Origin of the sequence: Amycolatopsis sp. NPDC021455 (genome assembly GCF_040640995.1) — a bacterium.
GTDB lineage: Bacteria > Actinomycetota > Actinomycetes > Mycobacteriales > Pseudonocardiaceae > Amycolatopsis.
Genome location: NZ_JBFACT010000005.1, coordinates 271,385 through 292,482, shown reverse-complemented (window position 1 = coordinate 292,482; position 21,098 = coordinate 271,385). Strand labels below are relative to the sequence as shown.

At 73.3% G+C, this 21,098-nt stretch carries 24 protein-coding genes; 12 read left to right on the top strand and 12 right to left on the bottom strand.

Annotated features, from left to right (window positions below):
• Window positions 1-22: 22 nt before the first annotated feature.
• Window positions 23-397 (bottom strand): STAS domain-containing protein, encoded by a 375-nt coding sequence (locus AB0G28_RS10780; RefSeq protein WP_361086054.1) that lies wholly within the window; start codon window positions 395-397, stop codon window positions 23-25.
• Window positions 398-553: 156 nt separating this feature from the next.
• On the opposite strand from AB0G28_RS10780, the gene AB0G28_RS10775 reads away from it, so the two are divergent.
• The 4 genes from AB0G28_RS10775 (at window position 554) to AB0G28_RS10760 (ending at window position 3,238) form a co-directional block, all read left to right on the top strand.
• Window positions 554-1,366 (top strand): hypothetical protein, encoded by an 813-nt coding sequence (locus tag AB0G28_RS10775; protein WP_361086051.1) that lies wholly within the window; start codon window positions 554-556, stop codon window positions 1,364-1,366.
• Entirely contained in the window at window positions 1,366-1,782 is a 417-nt protein-coding gene (locus AB0G28_RS10770; protein WP_361086048.1) for a phage holin family protein, read from the top strand. The genes AB0G28_RS10775 and AB0G28_RS10770 overlap by 1 nt, the downstream gene beginning before the upstream one ends.
• Window positions 1,779-2,381: a DUF3618 domain-containing protein gene (locus AB0G28_RS10765; protein ID WP_361086045.1), complete on the top strand. Its 603-nt coding sequence runs from the start codon at window positions 1,779-1,781 to the stop codon at window positions 2,379-2,381. Before AB0G28_RS10770 ends, AB0G28_RS10765 begins: the two co-directional genes overlap by 4 nt.
• A gap of 65 nt (window positions 2,382-2,446) precedes the next feature.
• Entirely contained in the window at window positions 2,447-3,238 is a 792-nt protein-coding gene (locus AB0G28_RS10760) for an MBL fold metallo-hydrolase (protein ID WP_361086043.1), read from the top strand.
• Window positions 3,239-3,254: 16 nt separating this feature from the next.
• Here the strand turns inward: AB0G28_RS10760 and AB0G28_RS10755 are convergent, their stop codons facing one another.
• Together AB0G28_RS10755 and AB0G28_RS10750 are read right to left on the bottom strand one after the other, a co-directional pair.
• Entirely contained in the window at window positions 3,255-3,443 is a 189-nt protein-coding gene (locus AB0G28_RS10755; protein WP_361086040.1) for a hypothetical protein, read from the bottom strand.
• Window positions 3,444-3,676: 233 nt separating this feature from the next.
• A complete protein-coding gene (locus AB0G28_RS10750) occupies window positions 3,677-3,991 on the bottom strand; it encodes a hypothetical protein (protein WP_361086037.1) in 315 nt (104 codons plus the stop codon).
• Window positions 3,992-4,367: 376 nt separating this feature from the next.
• Between AB0G28_RS10750 and AB0G28_RS10745 the strand changes: the two genes are divergently transcribed.
• Window positions 4,368-5,039, top strand: coding sequence for a lytic polysaccharide monooxygenase (locus AB0G28_RS10745; RefSeq protein ID WP_361086034.1), 672 nt, complete (start codon window positions 4,368-4,370; stop codon window positions 5,037-5,039).
• Between the two features lie 37 nt (window positions 5,040-5,076).
• On the opposite strand, the gene AB0G28_RS10740 is transcribed toward AB0G28_RS10745, so the two are convergent.
• Both AB0G28_RS10740 and AB0G28_RS10735 read right to left on the bottom strand, forming a co-directional pair.
• A complete protein-coding gene (locus AB0G28_RS10740; protein ID WP_361086031.1) occupies window positions 5,077-5,847 on the bottom strand; it encodes a sugar phosphate isomerase/epimerase family protein in 771 nt (256 codons plus the stop codon).
• 156 nt (window positions 5,848-6,003) lie between these two features.
• On the bottom strand, window positions 6,004-6,825 hold the full coding sequence (locus tag AB0G28_RS10735) for a hypothetical protein (protein ID WP_361086028.1): 822 nt from the start codon (window positions 6,823-6,825) through the stop codon (window positions 6,004-6,006).
• A gap of 238 nt (window positions 6,826-7,063) precedes the next feature.
• On the opposite strand from AB0G28_RS10735, the gene AB0G28_RS10730 reads away from it, so the two are divergent.
• Window positions 7,064-8,515, top strand: coding sequence for a hypothetical protein (locus tag AB0G28_RS10730; protein ID WP_361086026.1), 1,452 nt, complete (start codon window positions 7,064-7,066; stop codon window positions 8,513-8,515).
• On the opposite strand, the gene AB0G28_RS10725 is transcribed toward AB0G28_RS10730, so the two are convergent.
• From AB0G28_RS10725 to AB0G28_RS10710, 4 genes are all read right to left on the bottom strand, one after another.
• Window positions 8,496-9,482, bottom strand: coding sequence for an RNA polymerase subunit sigma-70 (locus tag AB0G28_RS10725; RefSeq protein ID WP_361086024.1), 987 nt, complete (start codon window positions 9,480-9,482; stop codon window positions 8,496-8,498). The genes AB0G28_RS10730 and AB0G28_RS10725 overlap by 20 nt on opposite strands.
• A 37-nt stretch (window positions 9,483-9,519) precedes the next feature.
• Window positions 9,520-10,095 carry a maleylpyruvate isomerase family mycothiol-dependent enzyme gene (locus AB0G28_RS10720; RefSeq protein WP_361086021.1) on the bottom strand — a complete coding sequence of 192 codons (576 nt, stop codon included), beginning with the start codon at window positions 10,093-10,095 and terminating at the stop codon, window positions 9,520-9,522.
• A complete protein-coding gene (locus AB0G28_RS10715) occupies window positions 10,092-10,847 on the bottom strand; it encodes an isocitrate lyase/phosphoenolpyruvate mutase family protein (RefSeq protein ID WP_361086018.1) in 756 nt (251 codons plus the stop codon). The genes AB0G28_RS10720 and AB0G28_RS10715 overlap by 4 nt, the downstream gene beginning before the upstream one ends.
• Window positions 10,848-10,926: 79 nt before the next feature.
• The gene (locus tag AB0G28_RS10710; RefSeq protein ID WP_361086015.1) at window positions 10,927-11,796 is read right to left on the bottom strand and encodes a class II glutamine amidotransferase; all 870 of its coding nucleotides are present in this window, start codon (window positions 11,794-11,796) and stop codon (window positions 10,927-10,929) included.
• A 161-nt stretch (window positions 11,797-11,957) separates the two neighbouring features.
• Between AB0G28_RS10710 and AB0G28_RS10705 the strand changes: the two genes are divergently transcribed.
• Window positions 11,958-13,466, top strand: coding sequence for a glycosyltransferase family 39 protein (locus AB0G28_RS10705; protein WP_361086012.1), 1,509 nt, complete (start codon window positions 11,958-11,960; stop codon window positions 13,464-13,466).
• Here AB0G28_RS10705 and coaE read toward each other — a convergent pair.
• Window positions 13,463-14,647 (bottom strand): dephospho-CoA kinase, encoded by a 1,185-nt coding sequence (coaE, locus tag AB0G28_RS10700; protein WP_361086009.1) that lies wholly within the window; start codon window positions 14,645-14,647, stop codon window positions 13,463-13,465. The genes AB0G28_RS10705 and coaE overlap by 4 nt on opposite strands.
• A 177-nt stretch (window positions 14,648-14,824) precedes the next feature.
• On the opposite strand from coaE, the gene AB0G28_RS10695 reads away from it, so the two are divergent.
• Window positions 14,825-15,073 (top strand): hypothetical protein, encoded by a 249-nt coding sequence (locus tag AB0G28_RS10695; RefSeq protein ID WP_361086006.1) that lies wholly within the window; start codon window positions 14,825-14,827, stop codon window positions 15,071-15,073.
• A gap of 135 nt (window positions 15,074-15,208) precedes the next feature.
• Here AB0G28_RS10695 and AB0G28_RS10690 read toward each other — a convergent pair whose 3' ends face one another.
• Window positions 15,209-15,655 (bottom strand): OsmC family protein, encoded by a 447-nt coding sequence (locus AB0G28_RS10690; protein WP_361086003.1) that lies wholly within the window; start codon window positions 15,653-15,655, stop codon window positions 15,209-15,211.
• Between the two features lie 138 nt (window positions 15,656-15,793).
• Between AB0G28_RS10690 and AB0G28_RS10685 the strand changes: the two genes are divergently transcribed.
• Window positions 15,794-16,429, top strand: coding sequence for a TetR/AcrR family transcriptional regulator (locus tag AB0G28_RS10685; protein ID WP_361086000.1), 636 nt, complete (start codon window positions 15,794-15,796; stop codon window positions 16,427-16,429).
• Between the two features lie 67 nt (window positions 16,430-16,496).
• Here AB0G28_RS10685 and rpsA read toward each other — a convergent pair whose 3' ends face one another.
• The gene (gene rpsA, locus AB0G28_RS10680; protein ID WP_003098851.1) at window positions 16,497-17,996 is read right to left on the bottom strand and encodes a 30S ribosomal protein S1; all 1,500 of its coding nucleotides are present in this window, start codon (window positions 17,994-17,996) and stop codon (window positions 16,497-16,499) included.
• Between the two features lie 331 nt (window positions 17,997-18,327).
• Here rpsA and AB0G28_RS10675 point away from each other — a divergent pair, with 331 nt between their 5' ends.
• Genes AB0G28_RS10675 through AB0G28_RS10665 form a run of 3 tightly spaced genes read left to right on the top strand, consistent with a single transcriptional unit; the run spans window position 18,328 to window position 21,032 of the window.
• Window positions 18,328-19,179 carry a class I SAM-dependent methyltransferase gene (locus tag AB0G28_RS10675; RefSeq protein WP_361086286.1) on the top strand — a complete coding sequence of 284 codons (852 nt, stop codon included), beginning with the start codon at window positions 18,328-18,330 and terminating at the stop codon, window positions 19,177-19,179.
• Complete coding sequence (locus AB0G28_RS10670) at window positions 19,176-20,087, top strand: GNAT family N-acetyltransferase (protein ID WP_361085997.1); 912 nt, start codon at window positions 19,176-19,178, stop codon at window positions 20,085-20,087. Before AB0G28_RS10675 ends, AB0G28_RS10670 begins: the two co-directional genes overlap by 4 nt.
• A gap of 24 nt (window positions 20,088-20,111) precedes the next feature.
• A complete protein-coding gene (locus AB0G28_RS10665) occupies window positions 20,112-21,032 on the top strand; it encodes a GNAT family N-acetyltransferase (protein WP_361085994.1) in 921 nt (306 codons plus the stop codon).
• Window positions 21,033-21,098: the final 66 nt, after the last annotated feature.

Here is a 21,098-nt window from a genome sequence, read left to right as displayed (position 1 = left end):
CGCGGGGAGTCCCTAACGCCGTTCACTCGCCGGGCCGCTCCCGCAGCCACGCGCGAGCGCCGGCCAGCGTCGGGTACAGCGCGAGCGTGGCGTCGAGGCGGCTGAGCCGCAGGGTGCGCAGGACCGGCCGCCGGTCGGTGACGACCGCGAACGGCAGCTCCGCGGCGGCGGTGGCCGCGACGAGCTCGGCGATGACCTGCAGGCCCGCCGAGCCGCAGAAGGCGATCCCGCCCAGGTCCACGATGAGCGCGCCCGGGCCGCCGTCGAGGGCCGCCCGCGTCCGCGCGCGCAGCACCGGCGCGGTGCCGAGGTCCAAGTCGCCGGCCGCCGCGACGACGACGGCTTCGGGCAGGGTGCGGATCCGCACCGTCAGCGCGGGCGTCCCGTCGTCGGTCACGGGGACCTCCCTCCGTCGAGGTCCGACCCTAGAACGCTTGCATCGTTTTGTCATCGTTTTGCCGGGCAACTCGGGCCCTGAGCCGTTGCTTCGTGTGTCCGGTTTATCCCCGGGACCCCCGGGTAGCCAGCCGCCCTACCAGGCCAGGAGGTCGAGATGACACAGGGACCCGGCGGTCAGTCACCGCCGCAACAGCAGGGCAGCGGCTCGCAGTCGATGCCGGAAACCGCCAAGGACGAAGCCCGCGAAGTGGCCTCCACGGCCGCCGACCGGGGTGGTGAGGTGGCGCAAACCGCCACGGAGCAAGCGAAACACGTCGCGGCGCACGCCCAGCGGGAAGCCCGCGACCTGCTCGACGAAGGCCGTCAGCAGGTGCGAGCGCAGGCCAAGGACGGGCAGCGGAAGGCGGCCGCGAGCCTCCACCAGCTGGCCGGCCAGCTCGAGCGGATGGCCGAGCAGACCGACTCCCCCGGCGTCGCCGCCGACATCGCCCGGCAGGTGTCCGACCGGACGCGCTCGGTCGCCGACTGGCTGGAGCACCGGGAACCCGGCGACCTCCTCGACGAGGTACGGCGCTTCGCCCGCCGCCGTCCCGGCACGTTCCTCGCCGGCGCGGCCGTCGCCGGTGCCCTGGTCGGGCGGCTCACGCGGAGTGTCGTCGCGGAGCAGAAGGAGGAAAGCTCGCCGAACGGCCAGGCGAACATCCCGCAGCCGCACGCCGGCCCCGCCGCGACCCCGCCGATCCCGCAGCCGGGTGCGACGCCCGGCGAGTACACCCCGCCCCAGCCGGCGGAAGGACTCCCGCAGCCGGGCGCGACACCCGCCGGGTACACCGCCCCCCAGCCCACGGAAGGACTCCCGCAGCCCAGCCGTCCGGCCACGACACCCGGCGGCTACACCGCGCCCCAGCCCCCGGAAGACCTTCCGCAGCCGAGCCCCCGCTTCTCCGCGCCGGGGCAGGTGCCGTGATGACGCAGGGACCCGGGCCCGACCGGCCCGTCGACGTCGCCGACGCCTCGGTCGGCGAGCTGATGTCCAACGTGATGAAGGACCTCTCCACCCTGGTGCGGCAGGAAGTGGAGCTGGCGAAGGCCGAAGTGAAGGCCGAGGCCGGCAAGGCCGCGAAGGGCGCGGGCATGCTCGGCGGCGCCGGGTTCGCCGGCTACATGGTCGTGCTGTTCCTCTCCCTCGCCCTGTGGCAGGGCTTGGCGAACGTGATGGACGCGGGCTGGGCGGCACTCATCGTCGCGGTGGTGTGGGTGATCGCCGGTGCCGTCCTCTACGCGACCGGGCGGCGCGAAGTCCACCGGATCTCCCCGAAACCCGAACGCACCGTCGAGACCCTGCAGCAGGTCCCGGACGCACTGAAAGGCGAGCGACCATGACCGAACCGGAGCGGATCCGCCGCGAAATCGAAGGCACGCAACGGAATCTCAGCACGGACGTGAACGCCCTCACCGAAAAGGTGACCCCGGGCCGGATCGTCGAACGCCGCGTCGGCCGGATGCGCACGGCGTTCGGCAACGCGCGCGACCGCGTCATGGGCACGGCCGCCGGCGCCGCGTCGACCACGGGCGACAAGGTGGGTTCCGCCGCCTCGGCCACCGGGGACAAGCTCGCCGGCGCCGTCAGCGACGCGCCGGCGTCGATCCGCCGTGGCACGCAAGGGAATCCGCTGGCCGCCGGCCTGATCGCCTTCGGCGCCGGCTGGCTCGTGTCGTCCCTGCTGCCCGCGAGCGATCCGGAGCGCCGGCTGGCCGGCCAGGCGACCGGCCTCGCCCGCGAGCACGTGGCGCCGGCCGCCCAGCACGCGGCCGAAGAGCTGAAGGAGAACCTGCGCGAGCCCGTGCGGCAGGCGGCGGACTCGGTGAAGTCCGAAGCCGCCGACGCCGCCACCACGGTCAAGGACGAAGCGCGGTCGGCGACCGGCGACGTCACCGAGCGCGCCCAGGAAGCCCGGGAAAACGTGCGGTCCCAGGGCTGAGCCGCCACTCCGGGGCGCGGTCACCCGGCCGTGCCCCGGAACCCGAGCCGGTGAAAGGACCGCCGATGCCCGCGTTCGAACGCCCGAGCGGCGACTCCCTGATGTTCGTCGGGACCGCGACCACGGTGCTCCGGCTGGGCCCGTTCACGCTGCTGACCGACCCCAACTTCCTGCACCGCGGCCAATGGTCGTACTTCGGTCAAGGCCTGTTCTCGCGGCGGCGCACCGAACCCGCGCTGCAGCCCGTGGAACTGCCGCCGCTGACCGCCGTGGTGCTGTCCCACCTGCACGGCGACCACTTCGACCGGATCGCCTCGCGCGAGCTCCCGCGCGACACCCCCGTCCTCACCACCGAGCACGCCGCGAAGCGCCTGCTGCGGCGGGGGTTCCACGCGCCGCTGCCGCTGCCGACGTGGACCACGGAAACCTTCTCCGACGGCGACGCGCGCCTGTCGGTGACAGCGGTGCCCGCCCGGCACGCCCCGGGCCCGATGCGGCGGCTGCTGCCCCCGGTGATGGGCAGCGTGCTGGAGTACCGCGCGGCGGCGGAAGCCGATCCGCTGCGGATCTACCTGAGCGGCGACACCGTGATGCACGACGAACTGCGGGCCATCCGCGGCCACTTCCCCGATCTGGACCTCGCGGTGGTGCACTTGGGCGGCACACGCGCGTTCGGTGTCCTCGTCACCCTCGACCACCGCGGCGGGGTGGACCTGCTGAACCTGCTCGAGCCCCGGCGCGCGGTCCCGGTGCACTTCGACGACTACGGCCTGTTCCACTCCCCGGTGTCGAACTTCCTCGAGGAGGTCCGGGTGCGGCGGCCGCCGAGCGAGGTGCACCTGCTGCAGCGGGGCTAATATCTGTCGTGGTAACTCAGGGCCAGGGTTCGTCGTCGCCGAGGACGGGCGCCTCGCGGTGCTGGTCGGCGAAGTCGGCCGGATCGGCGTCGGCGGGCACGCCGGTGATCTCCGGTTCGAGGACGTCGTCGCGGCCGGGCGCGACCGGCGTCTCCTGGTCGGCGACGTCGTTAGCCGGGGTGAACTCGTCGGGCACCGTGGTCACTCCCCTCGGGCCTCCGCCCGGTCCCGGTGCCGGTGCGGCACCGGGACCCGCGGAGGAACCAGCGTGTCGAAACCGTTTGTCCCATGGTCGCGCGAGAAACTCGACGGCCCCGGTGGGCCGGCGTGGCTGCCGCGGAAGTGCGCCTGGAGGCGCGGTGGCCGGGACTGCGGGGTCCTACCGGCCGCGGTCGGTGCAGGCAGCGCACGCGGGCGCCGTGGGGAATCCGGGTGCCGTCATGGCATCACTCCCCTTTCTCCACTGTCCATCCGCTGTGGCGACAGGGCTTCCGGAGGGGATCGCTCCCGGCGCGGGCACTTTCCGGCGAGCAGCCGGACGCCTGGGCGCCGCCGGGGCAGCCCGAGCACCGCGGCCGGGCGGGGAAGCCCGGGCCGGCGGCGGGCAGGAAACCGTGCCGGCGGCAAGGGCGGGGGCGGGCCGAAGTTCGCGGTCACGATCGCGTCGAACTCCGCCCGGACCCACGCGGGGTCGGCCAGCACCAGCTCGGCGAACCCGTCGGCCGCGGCCGAACGGGCGATCTTGTCCGGCATCGTCGTTCACTCCCCGGATCGTCTCGCGATGTCACCAGGTCATGTCCTGCGCTTCTCTTCTTCCTATATAGCACCGACCACAGATCGCTTCAAGTCCTCAGAGGACTCCGAGCCCGGTGATAGTTTTTCCGGATACGCCCGCGTGGAGCAGCCGCGGCGCGACTCGCTCACGGCCCGTTTCCGGGCCCGGACCGATCGGGCGGCCCGGGACACCGGACCTTCCGCCGTTCAGGAGGCGTTCAGTCCGGCAGCGCGCCGGAATGCGAACCACCGCAAGGGTTTCCGGCGATCGAGGTGTGGCCCGCGGCGGGTGGTGCCGCGTATGGTCGTCCGCCTGGGAGCGCTCCCGTATCCGGCCCCGACGAAGGAGGACAGCGTGGTTCCCCGACGGATCCGCCCCCGCAAGACCCTGCTCTCCCTGGTGGTGACGGCGGTGACCGCCGTGCTGCTGGGCGGCGTGCTGACCGGCGTCGCCGACGCGCACGGTTCGGCCACCGACCCGCCGTCGCGCAACTACGGCTGCTGGAACCGCTGGGGCAGCGACTTCCAGAACCCGACCATGGCGACCAAGGACCCGATGTGCTGGCAGGCCTGGCAGGCCGACCCGAACGCGATGTGGAACTGGAACGGCCTCTACCGCGAAGGGGTCAAGGGCAACCACCAGGGCGCGATCCCCGACGGCACGCTGTGCAGCGGCGGCCGGACGCAGGCACCCCGGTACAACGCCCTCGACACCGTCGGCGCGTGGCAGATGGCGAACAAGGACAACCGGTTCACCCTGACGATCACCGACCAGGCCCACCACGGCGCGGACTACCTGCTGGTGTACATCACCAAGCAGGGCTTCGACCCCGCCACCCAGCCGCTGGGCTGGGGCAACCTCGAACTGGTCGCCCAGACGGGCCGCTACGCCCCCGCCGGGCAGTACCAGGTCGCGGTGAACGCGGGCAGCCGGACGGGGCGGCACGTCGTCTACACGATCTGGCAGGCGAGCCACCTGGACCAGTCGTACTACTTCTGCAGCGACGTCAACTTCTCCGGACGCTAGCCGCACCGGAGGCCGGGCGCGCGTCGCCCGGCCTCCGTCACCGCGGCGCGTACCGGCCGAACCAGGCCGCCGCCGCGCGCAAAGGCGTGTCCACCGGCGCGATGGCGGGGTACCACGCCTTTTCCCATTCGAGGGAGACCCAGCCCGACCACGACCGCAGGAGTTCGCCGCATTCGCCGAGCGGCACGGCGCCCTCCCCCGGCGGTACCGGGGTCGGATCGTCGAGGCTCACGGCGTCCTTGACCTGGAAGTAGCCGAGGTAGGGACCGAGCACCGCTTTGGTGACGGCCGGCGCCTCCCCGGCGCGCCACGGGTGGACGGCATCCCACAGCACCGCGGCCAGGTCCGGTTCCCCGAACCCGGCGACCAGGTCCAGGGCGGCGGCCCCGGTGGGATGCGAGTCGTGCGTCTCGACCAGCAGCCGCACGCCGGCGTCGCGCAGGTCGCCGAGGACCGCGCCGATGCGGGGCCGTGCGTCCCCGTCGCCGCCGGGGAAGACGCGCACCGCCGGCGCGCCCATCCGGTGCGCCAGCTCGATCAGCGCCTTCAGCTCGCCGACCACGGGCTCGTCGGCCCCGGGCGCGGCGACCTTCGCGTATCCGGCCAGGGCGGCGACGGCCAGCCCCTCGCCGGTCAGGAGGGAGCGCACCCGATCGGCGTCGTGACCGGACAGTCCCAAGTGGACTTCCTCGTCCGGGTGTACGCGCAGCTCCAAGCCTTCGCAGCCGTGCGCGAGCGCGGTGCGCGCGGCTTCCCGCACCGGGACACCGGGCATGCCCAGCGTGCTGACCGCGAACCGCCACCCCATCGACGACCTCCGCTCGTTCCGGCGACCGTCCGAGTGTAAGCGCTTTCTCCCGGCATCCGCCCCCGGGGCAAGCGCCCCAATGTGGCGTTGGTTGCGTCCAACGCACCCAATGTGGCGCGCTTGGGGCCGGGCGGTCGCCGGGTGAGCCGCGAGGCGCTACGCCTTGTTCTGGCCCCGCCCGGCGGGCGCGCGACCGTTCGCACCCTCGGTCTTACCGGCCGGCTGGGTCGTCGCCGGCTTCGCGGCCGGCTGTGCGGGCTTCGCGGTCTGCGGCGAAGCCGGCTTGTCGGCCGCAGGCTTCGCGGTCTGAGGCGCGGCGGGTTTGTCAGCGGCGGGCTTCGCCGCGGTCTCCGCCGGCTTCGCGGCCGCGGGCTTCTCCGTCGGCAGCGCGGCCGTGTTGCCGCTCGACTGCGACGCCGGCTTCTCGTCCGGCCGCCCGCTGGTTTCCGTCTCCGCCAACGGGTTCTCCCGCCGGACCTGAACCACCGCCACGATCGCCGCGGCCACCGCGCCCAGCGCCACCAGCCACGGCCAGCGGGCCCGCTTGGTGCGTTCGCCGCGGGCCACGCGCTTCGCTTCCTGGAGCGCCACGGCCAAATCCCGCTTCGCGGCCGTCACGACCTTCCGGCGGGCGCGGCCCGACTCCCCCGCCGATCCCACGACGGCCGCGACCGCCTGCGCCGCCTTGCGGCCCGGGTCGCGCATCTTCGCCGCCCTGGCCAGCATCTCGTCGCGGGCCGCGGTGGAGTTCGCCAGCACGTCGCGGCGCGAGGACCGCGTGCTCTTGTCGAGGTCCTTGGTCGCCGCCCGGCCGACCTTCGCGAGTTCGTCCTTGCCTTCGGCCAGCTTCCGGTCGGTGATTTCGACCGCCCGCGCGGCCGCGGCCGCCCCCACCCGCGCGGCCTCCGCGGCGAGGTCCCGAACGCCGGCCGCCGCCGTTTTCACCGATCGCCCGACCGGGGCGTCGCCCTGGCTCATGTGATCACCTCTCACTCGTCGCAGCAGGCTGAGCCTGCTCAGCTCACACCTGTGGGCTACCCACCGGAGGGCCGTCCGGAACCTGGACCACCCATCGGCGTCATATCGGGCACCCGGACGACCGTTGCGGACGGCTCTCGCCGGGCCCTACGGTGACGGCTCCGGCGGTTCAGCCGCGAGCCGCCTGCCCGGGCCGTTGACAACGTTGTCGCCAGTAGAAGCTGCCGGAGGTTCCCAGGTGACCGATTCCGACTTCGACCGACGCGAAGTGCTGCGCGCGCTCACCGTGCTGGGGGTGACGGGGGTGACGGCGGGGCTGTTCGGCGGCTCTGCCGAAGCGGCCGGCACGAGCCCGTTGGACCTGAAGTTCACCATCGACGAACAGTTCCGGCCGTTCGCCCTGATCGCCCCGAAGTTCGTCCAGGTCGACACCCGGGCCCGGCCCGGCGCCCTGGTCGAGACCGGAAACCGGCCGAAAGCCCCCTACGGGACGGTGACCGTCGAGGTGGCCGCACCGGGCACCCGGGTCGTCGCGGGGCTGGCCGGGAACGGCGTCTCGGTGCTCGGCACCTACGACGACGCCGCGGGGCAAGCCGGCATCGAGATCACCACGCCCGCGGGGACCACGGTGGTCAAGACCACGGCGGCGAAGCTGACGGCGCCGTTCGGTTTCGCCGTGGTGGTCAACGAAAACGCGGTCACGGTCCTGGCCGAGACGGGCGCCGGGTGGCGGCCGCTGCTGACCGAACGCGACGGGGTCCGGGCGCGGATCGACCTGCGCGACCCCGCGGTGCTGGGCGAGCTGTCCTACGCCTACGGCGGCCGCGGGCCCGCGCGGCTCGGCCGGGTCCAGGCCGGCTACTTCGGCCAGGCCGGCGTCCGGGATCCGCACGTCGTGCAGTACGCCGACGGACGGCCCTACGTCCACCACGGCAAGCTCTACCTGACCATGACCAACGCCGGGCTCGGCTTCTTCCAGCAGGCGCACTGGGCGGTGTGGACGCTCGACCTGGCCGATCCGACGAAGCTGGAGCAGGTGGCGACGCTGTTCTTCGCCCGCGACGGCGTCGTGCTCGGCGACCACGCCGGCCAGATCGTCCGCGACGAGGAGCACGACCGGTTCATCCTGCTCATGAGCTCCTGGGGCGACTTCGCCTTCACCGGCGTGCACGTGCGCCACGCCGTCACCCGCGCCGACGTGCTGTCCGGCGTGCACGTCCTGCCCACCGAACAGCTCCCGCTGCCGACGAGCGTCAGCTCCTGGGACCCCGCGCTGACGAAGATCGACGGCCGCTGGCACATCGCGTTCGTGGAAAGCCCGGCGCAGCAGCCGTCGTTCGTGTTCCACCCCGCGCTGGCGGCGGCACCGGCCGGCGCCGGCTACGACCAGGGCCTGACGCTGCTGGGCGCCGACACGTCGGTCACCCAGACCGAAGGCACCATCCTGCAGCGCGTCGGCGGCCGGTGGTACCTGTTCGCCAGCGACGGCAACGCCCGCGAATACCCCGTCTACGACCTGCGGCTGCGCAAGCTGGGCACGCTGAACGCCCCGTACGGCACCAACATCCCGCACCCGATGCTCGTCCGGATCGGCGGCCGCTGGTGGCTGACCACCTTCGACGGCACCCAGTACGCCGAAGACGTGCTCGGCTACGGCGGGCACGGCGACTTCATCCTGATGCGGGCCTGAGCAGGGCGGGCAGGCCGGCGGCGGTGACGAGGCCTTGGCCGGGGAACTTGACGGCCCGGGAGAAGCGGTCGCCGGTCATCGTGAAGACCCACAGGCTCTCGGCACGCAGGATCCCCGAAGCGCCGAGCCGGTAGCTGCCCGCCGCCGGCTGGCCGTTGGCCCGCGTGGGCAGCAGCCGGACGGTCCCGCCGGCCGGGAAGGCGTACCGCTCCAGGAACGGCAGGCACACGTGTACGCCCTTGAACCACACGGCGTGCGGCACGGCTTCGAGGCTGAAGTCGTCCTGGACGACCGCGCGGATGGCGGCGGCGTCCGCGGCCTCGAAGGCCGCGATGTACCGGTCGAGCAGCGCCCGCTCGGCGCCGGGATCCGGCGGCCGCGGCGGCGGGCCGTCCGGATCCAGTTCGTCGAGCCGGCCGCGGGCGCGTTGCAGCAGGCTCTTGACGGCGGGAACGCTGACGCCGAGGGCGTCGGCGATCTCGGCGGCGGACCAGGACAGCACCTCCCGGAGCAGGAACGCCGCGCGCTGGCGCACCGGCAGGTACTGCAGGGCCGCGATCAGCGCCAGCCGCACCGACTCGCGCAGCACGACGACGTCGCCCGGATCACCGAGCACGGCGTCCGGCAGCGGTTCGAGCCACGCGAGCGAGTCTTCGCCGTGGACGCGGGCGTCGGGATCGTGCGCCGGAGCGCCGAGCCCGGCGGGCAGCACGCGCCGGTTCCGGTGGTTCAGCTCGGTGAGGCAGGTGTTGGTCGCGATCCGGTAGAGCCAGGTCTTGACCGACGAGCGCCCTTCGAAGGCGTCCACCCCGCGCGCCGCCTTGAGATAGGTCTCCTGGACGACGTCCTCGGCGTCGTGGTACGAGCCGGTCATCCGGTAGCAGTGCGCGATCAGGGCCGGGCGAAGCGCGTCGAACTCGTCTCGCCACCCTGCGCTTCCCGTCCGCGAAACCGTCTCCGAAGACACGACACCCTCCCTGTTCGTGGGTCCTGTCCATTGGACATCACCGGGCGGCGAAAGGAATCGGTTCGCGGCCGAGCGCCGCGAGCAGGCGTTCCCCGGCCGGGCGGCCCGGTGGCAGGGCGACCGGGTCGGCGAACACCCCGCGCCGGGTCGTGTCGTCGACGACCAGGGGCAGCGCGGCGAGCAGCCGGGTGGCGAGGTCGCCGGGGAGGGGCCCGCGGGCGATGTCCCAGCCGTGCACGGCCGCCTCGAGCGCGCCCACGACGATCAGCCGGTGACAGGGCAGCGGCAGGCCGTCGACGGCGACCGAGCGCCGCCCCCGCGGATCGCGGGCCGCGGCGGCGAACGAGACCGCCGCGCGGCCGAGTCCTCGGCTCAGCGTCCGTGCGGTGATCGGCCCGGCGGGCCGGGCGGCCACGCCCGGCACGACGCCCGAGGTCAGCGACGTGGCCAGGCACCGGAGCGACTCCGTCAGGTGGGCCAGCACGTCCGCCACGGTCCAGCCGGCGCAGGCCGACGGGCGGCGGAGATCCGCGAGCCCGATCCCCGCCGCCGACGTCACCGCGTAGTCCAGGGCCGTGGCGAGGACCCCCTCGTCGACGGGCCGCCCGGTCATCCGGTCCGGCGCAGGGTTTCGAGCGCGCCGCGCAGCTGCGCCGGCCCCGCGCGGTAGAAGCGGGGCCCGTAGGACACCCTGGCGACCCCCAGCGCCGCCAGGGTGCCCAGGTCCAGTTCCGCGCCGGTGTTGCCGTTGACCGGCCCCGGCAGCCCCGCGATCAGCCGCGCGAGGTCGTCACGGCTCGCCATTCCGATCGGGTAGACGCAGTCGGCGCCGGCCTGCCGGTAGAGCCGTCCGCGACGGATCGCCTCGGCCAGCCGGGCTTCTTCGGGAATCCCGCCGGCCGGCAGGAACACGTCGATGCGCGCGTTGACGACGAGCGGGACGCCGGACGCGTCGGCGGCCGCGCGCACCCGGGCCAGCCAATCGGCCTGCGCGGCGGCGTCGACGAGACCCCCGGCCCGGTGGTCGGTGTCCTCGAGGTTGCAGCCGGCGGCCCCGGCCTCGAGGAGCCGGTCGACCAGTTCGTCCGGCCGGAGGCCGTAGCCGGCCTCGGCGTCCACGGTGACCGGAACCGGCACGGCGGCCGCGATCCGCGCGGCGGCGGCGAACATTTCCCGCCAGGGCGCCTTTTCGCCGTCCTGGTGGCCCAGGACGTCGGCCACGGCGGCGCTGGAGGTCGCCACGACCGGGAACCCGGCCTCGACGACGAGTTCGGCGCTGGCCTCGTCCCAGGCGTTCGGCAGCACGAGCGGCTTCCCGTGGTGGAGTTCGCGCAGCAGGTCGGCGTGGGCTTTCAAGTCGGACACGGGACTCACTCCTTCGGTTGGCGGCGTGACGCCGGTTCCGAAGTCATGGACATCGAGCGGCCCCGAAAGGAATCGGAGGTCACCCGCCCTGCTGCGACGCGGCGGCGTGCGTGCCGAGGTCGTCGAGGGTGAGCGGGTGCCGCGGCGGCTGTTCGAGGACGGTCCGGCGGGTGACGACCTGGCCGGGCCCGACGTGCAGCAGCTGCCCGGGCTGCAGGTCCTGCCAGCCGGGGTCTTCGTCCATCCGCTCACTGGCGACGACGACGGCGCGGTGGTGCGCGAGCGGCCCGGAGCGCGCCCGGATGCGGCCGGCCGCGCTGGCGTGTTCGAGGTGGCGGTCACCGTGCGGCCCGCCCGGCGCCCGCGCGAGGAAGCACAGGTCGTGGGTGTCCGGGTACCGCAGGGCCCACAGCTCGGTGGGAGTGGTCAGGACGAGGTTGAGCGCGTAGACGGGCAGGTGCTCGGCGGCCCACCGGGCGGCGGCGGTGATCCCGCCGCCGACGTCACCGCCGTGCTCGTCGATCTCCCGGGTGACGAGGGCGAAGAACCGCTCCGAGTCGGTGTCGCCTTCGACGAGGTCCCGGTAGCCGCCGAGCCGGGCTTCCAGCGCCGGCAGGTCGCCGATCACCCCGTTGTGGGCGAAGAGCCGGCCGCGCTGCGTGAACGGATGGGTGTTCCGGGGTTCGACACCACCGGTCGAGGCGTAGCGGATGTGCGCGAGGAAGGTCACCGACTCACACTGCTTGGCTTCGTAAGCGAACTTCTCGTCCGCGTAGGCGGCGAGCGGCTGTTTCCAGACCCGCGGCGCACCCTCCGCGTCGAACACCCCGAGACCGGTCCCGTCGGGTTCCCGCCGGCTCTGCGCGGCCAGGCTGTCCGGGGCTTCGAGCAGCCAGAAGGTGGCGTGAACCCGTTGTGGCGCAGCGGACAAACCGAACAGACGACACATCCCGCATCCTCCCGCTTCCGTCGAAGAGTTCCCGGATACCCGCGCCCTGCGTGCCGAACCGGATGTGAGCGCCGTCGCCCCCGCCGCCTGCCACACGGTGGCCCCGGCGTTCGGCACGTAGGGTGCGGGAAGACCGGGCGCCGAGCAGGGACAGGAGCACGATGGACGGCGTAGCCACGGCCCCCGACCAGGCGAAAGCCGAGCTGGCGCCGTTCGCCCGCCTCCCGGTCCTGCTGCTGGCGGCGGGAACGGCGACAGCGCTGCTGCTCACCGCTGGCCGCTACGGCTACTTCGGCGACGAGCTGTACTTCCTGGCCGCGGGCAAGCACCTGGCGTGGGGTTACGCGGACCAGCCACCGCTGGTACCGGCACTGGCCTGGGCGATGAACACCCTCGCGCCGGGCTCGCTCACCGTGTTCCGGCTCCCGGCGATCGCCGCGACCGCGGCCGGGGTCGTCGTCACCGCCTTGATCGCGCGGGAACTCGGCGGCGGGCGCAAGGCGCAGGCCCGCGCGGCGGCCGCGTACGCGATCTGCGGGCAGTTCGTCGGCAGCGGCCACTACCTCGCCACGTCGACGATCGACCCGCCGCTGTGGACGCTCGTGCTGTGGCTGCTGGTCCGCTGGGTCCGCACCCGCAACGACAACCTGCTGGTCTGGCTGGGTGTCGTGACAGCGGTGGCGCTCAACGACAAGCTGCTCATCGCGGCCTTCTGGGTGGTGGCCGCGCTCGCCGTGCTGGTGTTCGGCCCCCGCGAACCGCTGCGCCGTCCGAAGCTGTGGCTCGGTGCCCTGATCGCCGCCGTCTCGCTGGTGCCCACGCTCCTGTGGCAGCGCGCGAACGGCTGGCCGCAGCTCGGGATGGGGGACGCGGTCGGCGCCGAGGTCGACGCGGCCGGTGGCCGGGCGAGTTTCGTCCCGAACCTGCTGGCCGGCGCCGGCTGGGTGATCGGCGCGCTCGGCGTGCTCTACGGCGTCGCCGTGCTGCTCGGGAGCAAGCAGCTGCGGCCCTACCGGTTCCTCGGCTGGACGGCGCTGGGCGTCGTCGCGGTCTTCCTCGTCGCGAACGGGCGGTACTACTACGCGGCCGGGATGTTCGGCGTGCTGTGGGCGGCCGCCGCCGTGCACCTGGAGGCTCGTGAGCCGGCGCTGTGGTGGCGGTGGGTGCCGACCTGGCCCGTCTTCGTCGTGTCCGCCCTGTTCAGCCTGCCGTTCACGCTGCCGGTCTGGCCGGCGCCTTGGCTCGTCGAGCACCCGGACCTGCCGCGGCCCGCCTACGCCGCCGAGGAGATCGGCTGGCCGGACCTCGCCGACGACGTCGCCGCCCTGCACCGGACAGCGCCGCCCGGGACGGCGATCGTCACCGGCGGCTACTGGCAGGCCGGTGCTCTCGGCCGGTACGGGCCCGAGCGCGGGCTGCCCGAGGCGTACAGCCCCAGCCGGGGTTTCTGGTACTTCGGCCGTCCGGCCGACGACACCGGCACCGTGCTCTTCGTCGGCTACGACCCGTCGAAGCTCGCGAAGTACTTCGGCGACGCGCACATCGTCGGAGAGGTCGGCAACCGGCTCGGCGTGCGCAACGCGAGCGAGCACATGCCGGTCTGGCAGCTCACCGGCCGGACCGCGAGCTGGGCCGAGATCTGGCCGCGGCTGAAGGACATGAAGGCCTAAGGCGTCCAGCCGGTGGCCGCCGCCCACTTCTCCGCGCGGCCGAACGCGGCGTTCACCCAGTCCTGCTTCTCGTCGGCGTAGGCCTCGACCGTGCCGTCGGCGGCGTGCGCCTCGGCCAGCCGCAGCTTCACGTCGCGGTAGTCGTCGCGCTCGTCCGGGTTCGCGCGCAGGAAGTCGCGGAAGAGCAGCGCGAGCCGCCACGCGGGCGTCTCCACGGACCGGACGTGCAGGTTCACCGGCCGCTTCGGGTCGGCGCCGACGTGCAGGCACTTGGGCCACGGCTCGCCGCCGTCCTGGGGATCGTCGTACCAGTCGCCCTCCAGCCGGGGGAAGCCCGCGTCGGACAGCAACTCCCGCAGCGTTTCGGCGTCGTCCGAAGTGGACACCGTGAGCTGCAGGTCGAGGACGTCCTTGGCGGGCAGGCCGGGAATGGCCGTCGACCCGATGTGGTCGGCGCGGCGGGCGAGCTCCCCCGCCGCGGCGCGGACCCGGGCGAGGACGCGCTCGGCCTGCGCCGGCCAGGTGAGGTCGTACGCGGCGATCCTGGGCGACATCGGCGGCCGCGGCCGCCGCAGCCGGACGTTCGCCTCGAACGGCACCAGCCGGTCCGCCCACAGCGCGTCGACCTCGGCGAGCACGGCGTCTTCGGCACCGCCGTTGTCCAGCCAGACGTCCGCGACGGCGCGGCGCTGCTCGGTGCTCGCCTGGGCCCGGATCCGCGCCCGCGCGTCCTCCTCGGCCATCCCGCGCGCCGAAACCAGCCGCCGCACCCGCACCTCGACCGGCGCGTCGACGACCACGACGAGGTGGTAGGCCGTGGCGAGCCCGTTCTCGACCAGCAGCGGGATGTCGTGGACGACGATCGCGTCCGGCTTCGCGGCGGCCATCAGCTCCCCGGTGCGGGCACCGACCAGCGGGTGCACGATGGCGTTGAGCCGGCGCCGCGATTCGTCGTCGGCGAACGCCTTCGCGGCTAGCACGGGCCGATCGAGCGAGCCGTCCGCGGCGAGGATCTCCGTGCCGAACTCCTCGACGAGCCGGGCCAGCCCCTCGGTGCCGGGCTCGACCACCTCCCGCGCGATCCGGTCGGAGTCCACCAGCACCGCACCGTGTTCGGCGAGCCGGTTCGCCACGGTCGACTTGCCTGCCCCGATCCCACCCGTCAGCCCCACACGCAACATGCCGATCACCCTAGTCACGCGTCCGTCCGGACGTCGGCGATGCAGACAACCGGGCGATCCGCAAGCCGATCGTGACGCGTGACTCAACCGATATCCGGACACGCCGTGTTGCTTACCCACCTTCCCCGCCGCCAGTGCGTACGGTGCGCGCGACGAGGTCGCCCACGCGGAGGAACGATGGCGGACAGCAAGCACGCCGGAAGGCACCGGCTCGGCACGCCGGGGCTGGTGCACTGCGTCGTCCATCGCCCGGTGGCCGACGCGCTGGCGGACTACCACCGCACCTGGCTGAGCGCCCTGCTGGTCCCGGCCAAGCACAGCTTCGCGGGTCTCCGCCGCAAGGCCCGCGCGGCCGCCCTCGAGCGCATCTGGGTCCCGGCCGTCCGCCCGAGCGGCCCGGCCGTGGTCACCGTGCGCGCCGCCTGACCGCCTGACCGGCCGGTTTCGCGGGTCTCGCCACGAGCGCCCCAATGTGGCGTTCGGTGCGCCCAACGCACCCAACGCCACATTGGGGCGCTTCCCAGGTCGGCGCTTCGCGCGCGACGGCTGCCTGACCGCCGCTCAGCGGCCGGTTTCGCGGGTCTCGATCACGATCTCCGAGGACAGCGTGCGGTGCACCGGGCACTTGTCGGCGATCAGCATGAGCTTGGCCCGCTGGTCGTCGTCGAGGTCGCCGTCCAGCTCGATCTCGCGGGTGATCCGGCTGAGCATGCCCCGCTCGGTCTCGCAGCGTTCGCAGTCCTCCGCGTGGATGCGGTCGTGCCGCAGCCGGATCGTCGCCCCGGTCAGCGGGATGCCCTTGCGGTCGGCGTACATCCGCAGCGTGATCGCCGTGCACGTGCCCAGCGACGCGAGCAGCAGCTCGTACGGGTTCGGACCGGCGTCGGCGCCCCCGACCGCGACGGGTTCGTCGACGAGCAGCGTGTGCGTCGCCGTCGTGACCTGCTGTGTGTAGGTGCCGCCGCCGGTCGCCGTGACTACGACCGTGCCGGGCTGGGGGAGGTTCATCGGTGTCCGTCCTCCCCGGGACGGGAGCACATCCGGACATCCTGCGCATTCCCAAGACCGGGGCGGATATCGTATCTTCTGCTGCGGATGGGTCACCCGGACGCCGCTTGCGCCCGGCTGCTGCAAAGGGGGTGCGCCGTGGCCACCAGGCATTTGCCGACGCGCCCGGCCGAACAGGGCAGCCGTGAGCGCCACCTCGACGCGGCGCTGTCCGTGCTGCTGGACCGGGGTGTCACCGGCCTGACCGTGCGCGGTGTGGCCGAGGCCGCCGGCGCGTCCACGCTCTCGGTCTACGCCCGCTTCGGCGGCCGCGCGGGCCTGCTCGACGCCCTGTACGAACGTACTTTCGACTCGCTGCGGGAGCTGCTGGAAGGGTTGCCGCCGTCGAGCCCGGACGGTGTCGGCGACCTGCTGCACCTGGCGTTCGAATACCGGCGCTTCGCCCGGGAGAGCCCGGCCCGCTACGGGCTGATGTTCGAACGCCCGGTCCCCGGCTTCGACCCCGACCCGGCCCTGCGGTCGGCAGTGCTGCGCACGACGTTCAGCATGTTCATCGCCCGGGTCAGCCTGGTGTGCCCGCCGGGTGCGGACGCCCGCTCGACGGCCTACCAGCTGTGGACGGCTATGCACGGCCTGGTCAGCGCGGAGCTGATGCTGGCCTCGCGGACGCCGTTGCCCGACTGGTTCATCCCGCCGACCGAAGAGGCGCACGAGCAGATGTACCGCCAGGCGGTGACGGCGATGATGACCGGTCTCGGCCTGCGCAACCGCTGACGGACAGACGAGACCCCCGGTCCGAAGTGGACCGGGGGTCTCGTGGTCTAGCTCAGAGCACTACGGCTCACGCACCACCGGAGAGCTTCTCGCGGAGCGCCGCGAGCTGCTCGTCGGAGGCGAGGGTGCCACCGCTGCTCTTGGAGTCGGCCGGGGCCGAGCCCGAGGTGTAGCTTTCCGCGCCACCCTCGATGCCGGTCGCCGCGTCGGCCGCCGCTTCGGCGTCCGCCTCGACGGCCTTCTGGACCTGCTTCATGTGGGCCTCGTAACGAGTGTGCGCCTCGGCGTACTGGCGCTCCCACTCCTCACGCTGCTTGTCGAAGCCTTCCTGCCACTCCTGGGTGTCCGGGTCGAAGCCTTCGGGGTAGATGTAGTTGCCCTCGGCGTCGTACTCGGCGGCCATGCCGTACTGGGTCGGGTCGAACTCGGTGTCCGGCGTGACACCCTCGTTCGCCTGCTTCAGCGACAGCGAGATGCGACGGCGCTCGAGGTCGATGTCGATGACCTTGACCATGACGTCGCCGTTGACCTGGACGACCTGCTCCGGGATCTCGACGTGGCGCTCGGCCAGCTCCGAGATGTGCACCAGGCCCTCGATGCCCTCCTCGACGCGCACGAACGCACCGAACGGGACGAGCTTGGTGACCTTGCCCGGCACGATCTGGCCGATCGCGTGGGTGCGGGCGAACTGGCGCCACGGGTCTTCCTGGGTCGCCTTCAGCGACAGCGAGACGCGCTCGCGGTCCATGTCGACGTCCAGGACCTCGACCGTGACCTCCTGGCCGACCTCGACGACCTCGGACGGGTGGTCGATGTGCTTCCAGGACAGCTCGGAGACGTGCACCAGGCCGTCGACGCCACCCAGGTCCACGAAGGCACCGAAGTTGACGATGGACGACACGACGCCCTTGCGGACCTGGCCCTTGGCGAGCGCGTTGAGGAACTCGCTGCGCACCTCGGACTGGGTCTGCTCGAGGTAGGCGCGGCGGGACAGGACCACGTTGTTGCGGTTCTTGTCCAGCTCGATGATCTTCGCCTCGAGCTCGCGGCCGACGTACGGCTGCAGGTCGCGCACGCGGCGCATCTCGACCAGCGACGCGGGGAGGAAGCCGCGCAGGCCGATGTCCAGGATGAGGCCACCCTTGACGACCTCGATGACGGTGCCCTTGACGGGCTCGTCCTTCTCCTTGAGCTCCTCGATCGTGCCCCAGGCGCGCTCGTACTGCGCGCGCTTCTTGGACAGGATCAGACGGCCTTCCTTGTCCTCCTTCTGGAGAACCAGGGCTTCGACCTCATCGCCGACGGTGACAACCTCAGCCGGGTCGACATCGTGCTTGATGGAGAGCTCACGCGAGGGGATGACACCCTCGGTCTTGTAGCCGATGTCGAGCAGGACCTCGTCGCGGTCGACCTTGACGATCGTGCCCTCGACGATGTCGCCATCGTTGAAGTACTTGATCGTCTTGTCGATCGCCGCGAGGAAGTCTTCCTCCGACCCGATGTCGTTGATGGCGACCTGCTGGGGCCCGGTGGGGGCGGTCGGGGCGGTGGCGGTGTCGGTGGTCATTAGGCGGGTTGCTCCGGTGGATGGGAATCGAGGGTTGGCAGTTGTCGGCGCGATGGGAGCATGCGACGACCCTGCGAGCAAACGTCCACCAGTGAACGACCGCGGCATGACCCCGCATACGGTGCGCGACCCGAGTCCCAACCAGAAGCTGAGCGGAAGGCAGCGCGAACCCACTGCGCTAACACTTATCCTACGCGGCAGTCGCTAGGCGGCACAATCAGGGTCCCCCTCGATCGCTAAGGTCCTCGCGGAAGCAAACCGCAGGCACGAGGACGCAGGTGGAGCGAGCCTTATGAACGCCGGGCAGGCCACCGGGACCGGAGACACCATCATGCCACCGGAGGAGCCGTCCGCGCCGGGGCGCCACGACGCCGCCGAGCACCGGCTGGGCACCACGGCGGTCGCCTACCGCGAGGTCGGCGGGGCCGAAGCCGCGGCGGCCAACCTCGCCTGGTGGGACGCCGACGCCGACGACTACCAGGCCGAGCACGGCGGGTTCCTCGGCGACGCCGACTTCGTCTGGTGCCCGGAGGGCGTGCGGGAGGCCGATGCGCGGCTGCTCGGCGACGTCCGCGGCAAGCGCGTGCTGGAGGTCGGCTGCGGGCAGGCCGCGTGCTCGCGCTGGCTGGCGGGCGAGGGCGCGCACGCGGTGGCGACCGACCTCTCGGCGGGCATGCTCCGCCACGCCCGGGCGGGCAACGAGCGCACCGGCCTCGCCGTGCCGCTGGTGCAGGCCAACGCCGAGCACCTGCCGCTCGCCTCCGGCAGCTTCGACGCGGCCTGCTCGGCCTTCGGCGCGGTCCCGTTCGTGGCGTCGGTGGACGCCGTCTTCGCCGAGGTCCACCGGGTGCTGCGGCCCGGCGCGCCGTGGGTGTTCTCGGTGACTCACCCGATGCGGTGGATCTTCCCCGACGACCCGGGCCCGCAGGGCCTCACCGTCACCCAGCCGTACTTCGACCGCACGCCGTACGTCGAGGTCGACGACGACGGCACCGCCACCTACGTCGAGTACCACCGCACCCTCGGGGACTACGTCCGCGCGCTGGCCGCGGCCGGGTTCACCCTCACCGACCTGGTCGAGCCGGAGTGGCCCGAAGGGCACATGAGGGTCTGGGGCCAGTGGAGCCCGCTGCGCGGCCGGCTCTTCCCCGGCACCGCGATCTTCCGCACCCACCGCTCGTGAACTCCCTGGAGGCGCAGCAGAACGCGCGCTTCGCGGCGCTCGACCCGCTGCTCCCGCCGATCGCGGCGCCGCCGGCGGTGAACGAGCCGCTGCTGACGACGGCGGGCGGCCGGAAGGCGGGCGGGCTGCTGACCCACGTCGAGCACGCCACGGGGTCGTGGCCGGCGCTGTGGGGACCGTCGGAGATCTGGGACCTGACCGCGGTGCCGGGCGACAGCGGCGCGGCGGGCCTCGCCGCGCTCCTGGGCGCGTGGCGCGACCGGCTGCGCGGGACGCGGCCCGGCCCGGACTCGGGCTGCACGCTGACCTGGCCGAGCCGCGACGCCGAGGCGTCGGCGGTGCTGCTGGCGCACGGGTTCGCGCCGATGACGTGCCTGGCGGTGCGGGCCGCCACGGTGCCCGAGGGGCCGGGGCCCGCCCGGGTGACCGTCCGCCGCGCCGGCGAGGGCGACGTCGAAGCGCTGACCGAGCTGCGGCTGGCGGAGTGGCGCTACACGTCGCTGGTCGGCACCGCGGTGCCGCGGCCGGGCGCCCGGCCGCTGCTGCGCGCGGAGGTCGTCCGGTCCCTGCGCTTCAGCGGCCTGGTCTGGCTCGCCGAGGACGACGGCGTGCCGGCGGGCATGGCCTCCTGCGCGCTCGCCTCGCCGGCGCCGGGCGACAGCCTCCACGGGCGGCTGCTCCCGGGGCGCTGGGGGTACGTCGACACGCTGTCGGTCGCGCCCGCGGCGCGCGGCGGCGGGGTGGGCCGGGCGCTGATGGCGGTGGCGCACGACGACCTGCTCGGGCGGGACGTGCGCGGGACGTTCCTGTTCTACCACCCGGCGAACCCGCTCTCGCCGGTGTTCTGGCACCGGCAGGGCTATCGTCCACTGTGGACCATGTGGATCCGGCGTCCCGCCTGGTCCTGACCGCACGCTCTCCAGGGGGGAACCATGGACATCGCCGAGCCGCTGCTCGCGGCGCACCGGGCGCGCTTCGCCGCGGTCGACGCGCTGCTGCCGCCCGCGCCGCCACCGGCCGAGGGCGAGCGCCTCGACGCGGCTACCGCGGACGGCACGCAGGTCACCGGGGTGCTGCAGCGGCACCGGCTCGCGCCCGGCGACGTCCCGATGCTGTGGTCGGCCGCCGACACCTGGCAGCTGTTCCCGTACTTCGGCGACACCGGTACCGAAGGGGTGGACCTCCTGCTGCGCGCCCTGAAGGGCCGCCTGGAGAGCGAGGAGACCGGCGACGACTCGGCGTGCGTGGTCGTCTGGCCCAGCCGGGACGCCGAGGCGATCCGCGCCTTCCTCGACCACGGGCTCGTCCCGCTCTCGGCCGTCGGCGTGCGCACCGCTCCCCCGGACGGGCCCGAACCGGGCGTCGCCGTCCGCCGGGCCGGGCCGGACGACTTCGGCGCGGCGCTGGAGCTGGCCGTGACGACGTTCGACTACACCGGGCTCGTCGCCGCGCCGCGCCGGGACAACACGGCCGAGCTGCTGGCGCCGTCGCTGCGGGACGCTCTCGACGACGACGAGCCGGCGGTCTGGCTGGCCGAAGAGGACGGCGAAATCCGCGCGCTCGCGCACTGCGCGTGGGTGGACGCGCTGCCGGGCAGCGAAGCGGGCGAGCTGCTCCCGGCCGGACGCTGGGGGTACGTGAACAACGTCGTGACGGCCCGCGGCGAGCGCGGCGGCGGGTTCGGCCGGGCGCTGATGGCGCACGTGCACCGGGAGCTGGGCCGGGGCGGCGCGACCCGGACGTACCTCTACTACAACCCGACCAACCCGCTGTCCTCGGTGTTCTGGCACCGGCAGGGTTATCGTCCACTGTGGACGACCTGGGAGGTGCGCCCGGCGGCGGCACTGCGCTGACCCACGACCCGGTGAGCCACTCACCAGTGTGACGTGCGTCCGGTGATCTTGCCGCCACCCCTCCGC

Bases quoted from the DNA above. Each gene is read 5' to 3' on its own strand.
- AB0G28_RS10775 (WP_361086051.1), top strand. From the start codon at position 554: ATGACACAGGGACCCGGCGGTCAGTCACCGCCGCAACAGCAGGGCAGC.
- AB0G28_RS10770 (WP_361086048.1), top strand. From the start codon at position 1,366: ATGACGCAGGGACCCGGGCCCGACCGGCCCGTCGACGTCGCCGACGCC.
- AB0G28_RS10765 (WP_361086045.1), top strand. From the start codon at position 1,779: ATGACCGAACCGGAGCGGATCCGCCGCGAAATCGAAGGCACGCAACGG.
- AB0G28_RS10760 (WP_361086043.1), top strand. From the start codon at position 2,447: ATGCCCGCGTTCGAACGCCCGAGCGGCGACTCCCTGATGTTCGTCGGG.
- AB0G28_RS10750 (WP_361086037.1), bottom strand. From the start codon at position 3,991: ATGCCGGACAAGATCGCCCGTTCGGCCGCGGCCGACGGGTTCGCCGAG.
- AB0G28_RS10740 (WP_361086031.1), bottom strand. From the start codon at position 5,847: ATGGGGTGGCGGTTCGCGGTCAGCACGCTGGGCATGCCCGGTGTCCCG.
- AB0G28_RS10735 (WP_361086028.1), bottom strand. From the start codon at position 6,825: ATGAGCCAGGGCGACGCCCCGGTCGGGCGATCGGTGAAAACGGCGGCG.
- AB0G28_RS10720 (WP_361086021.1), bottom strand. From the start codon at position 10,095: ATGACCGGGCGGCCCGTCGACGAGGGGGTCCTCGCCACGGCCCTGGAC.
- AB0G28_RS10710 (WP_361086015.1), bottom strand. From the start codon at position 11,796: ATGTGTCGTCTGTTCGGTTTGTCCGCTGCGCCACAACGGGTTCACGCC.
- AB0G28_RS10705 (WP_361086012.1), top strand. From the start codon at position 11,958: ATGGACGGCGTAGCCACGGCCCCCGACCAGGCGAAAGCCGAGCTGGCG.
- coaE (WP_361086009.1), bottom strand. From the start codon at position 14,647: ATGTTGCGTGTGGGGCTGACGGGTGGGATCGGGGCAGGCAAGTCGACC.
- AB0G28_RS10695 (WP_361086006.1), top strand. From the start codon at position 14,825: ATGGCGGACAGCAAGCACGCCGGAAGGCACCGGCTCGGCACGCCGGGG.
- AB0G28_RS10690 (WP_361086003.1), bottom strand. From the start codon at position 15,655: ATGAACCTCCCCCAGCCCGGCACGGTCGTAGTCACGGCGACCGGCGGC.
- rpsA (WP_003098851.1), bottom strand. From the start codon at position 17,996: ATGACCACCGACACCGCCACCGCCCCGACCGCCCCCACCGGGCCCCAG.
- AB0G28_RS10675 (WP_361086286.1), top strand. From the start codon at position 18,328: ATGCCACCGGAGGAGCCGTCCGCGCCGGGGCGCCACGACGCCGCCGAG.
- AB0G28_RS10665 (WP_361085994.1), top strand. From the start codon at position 20,112: ATGGACATCGCCGAGCCGCTGCTCGCGGCGCACCGGGCGCGCTTCGCC.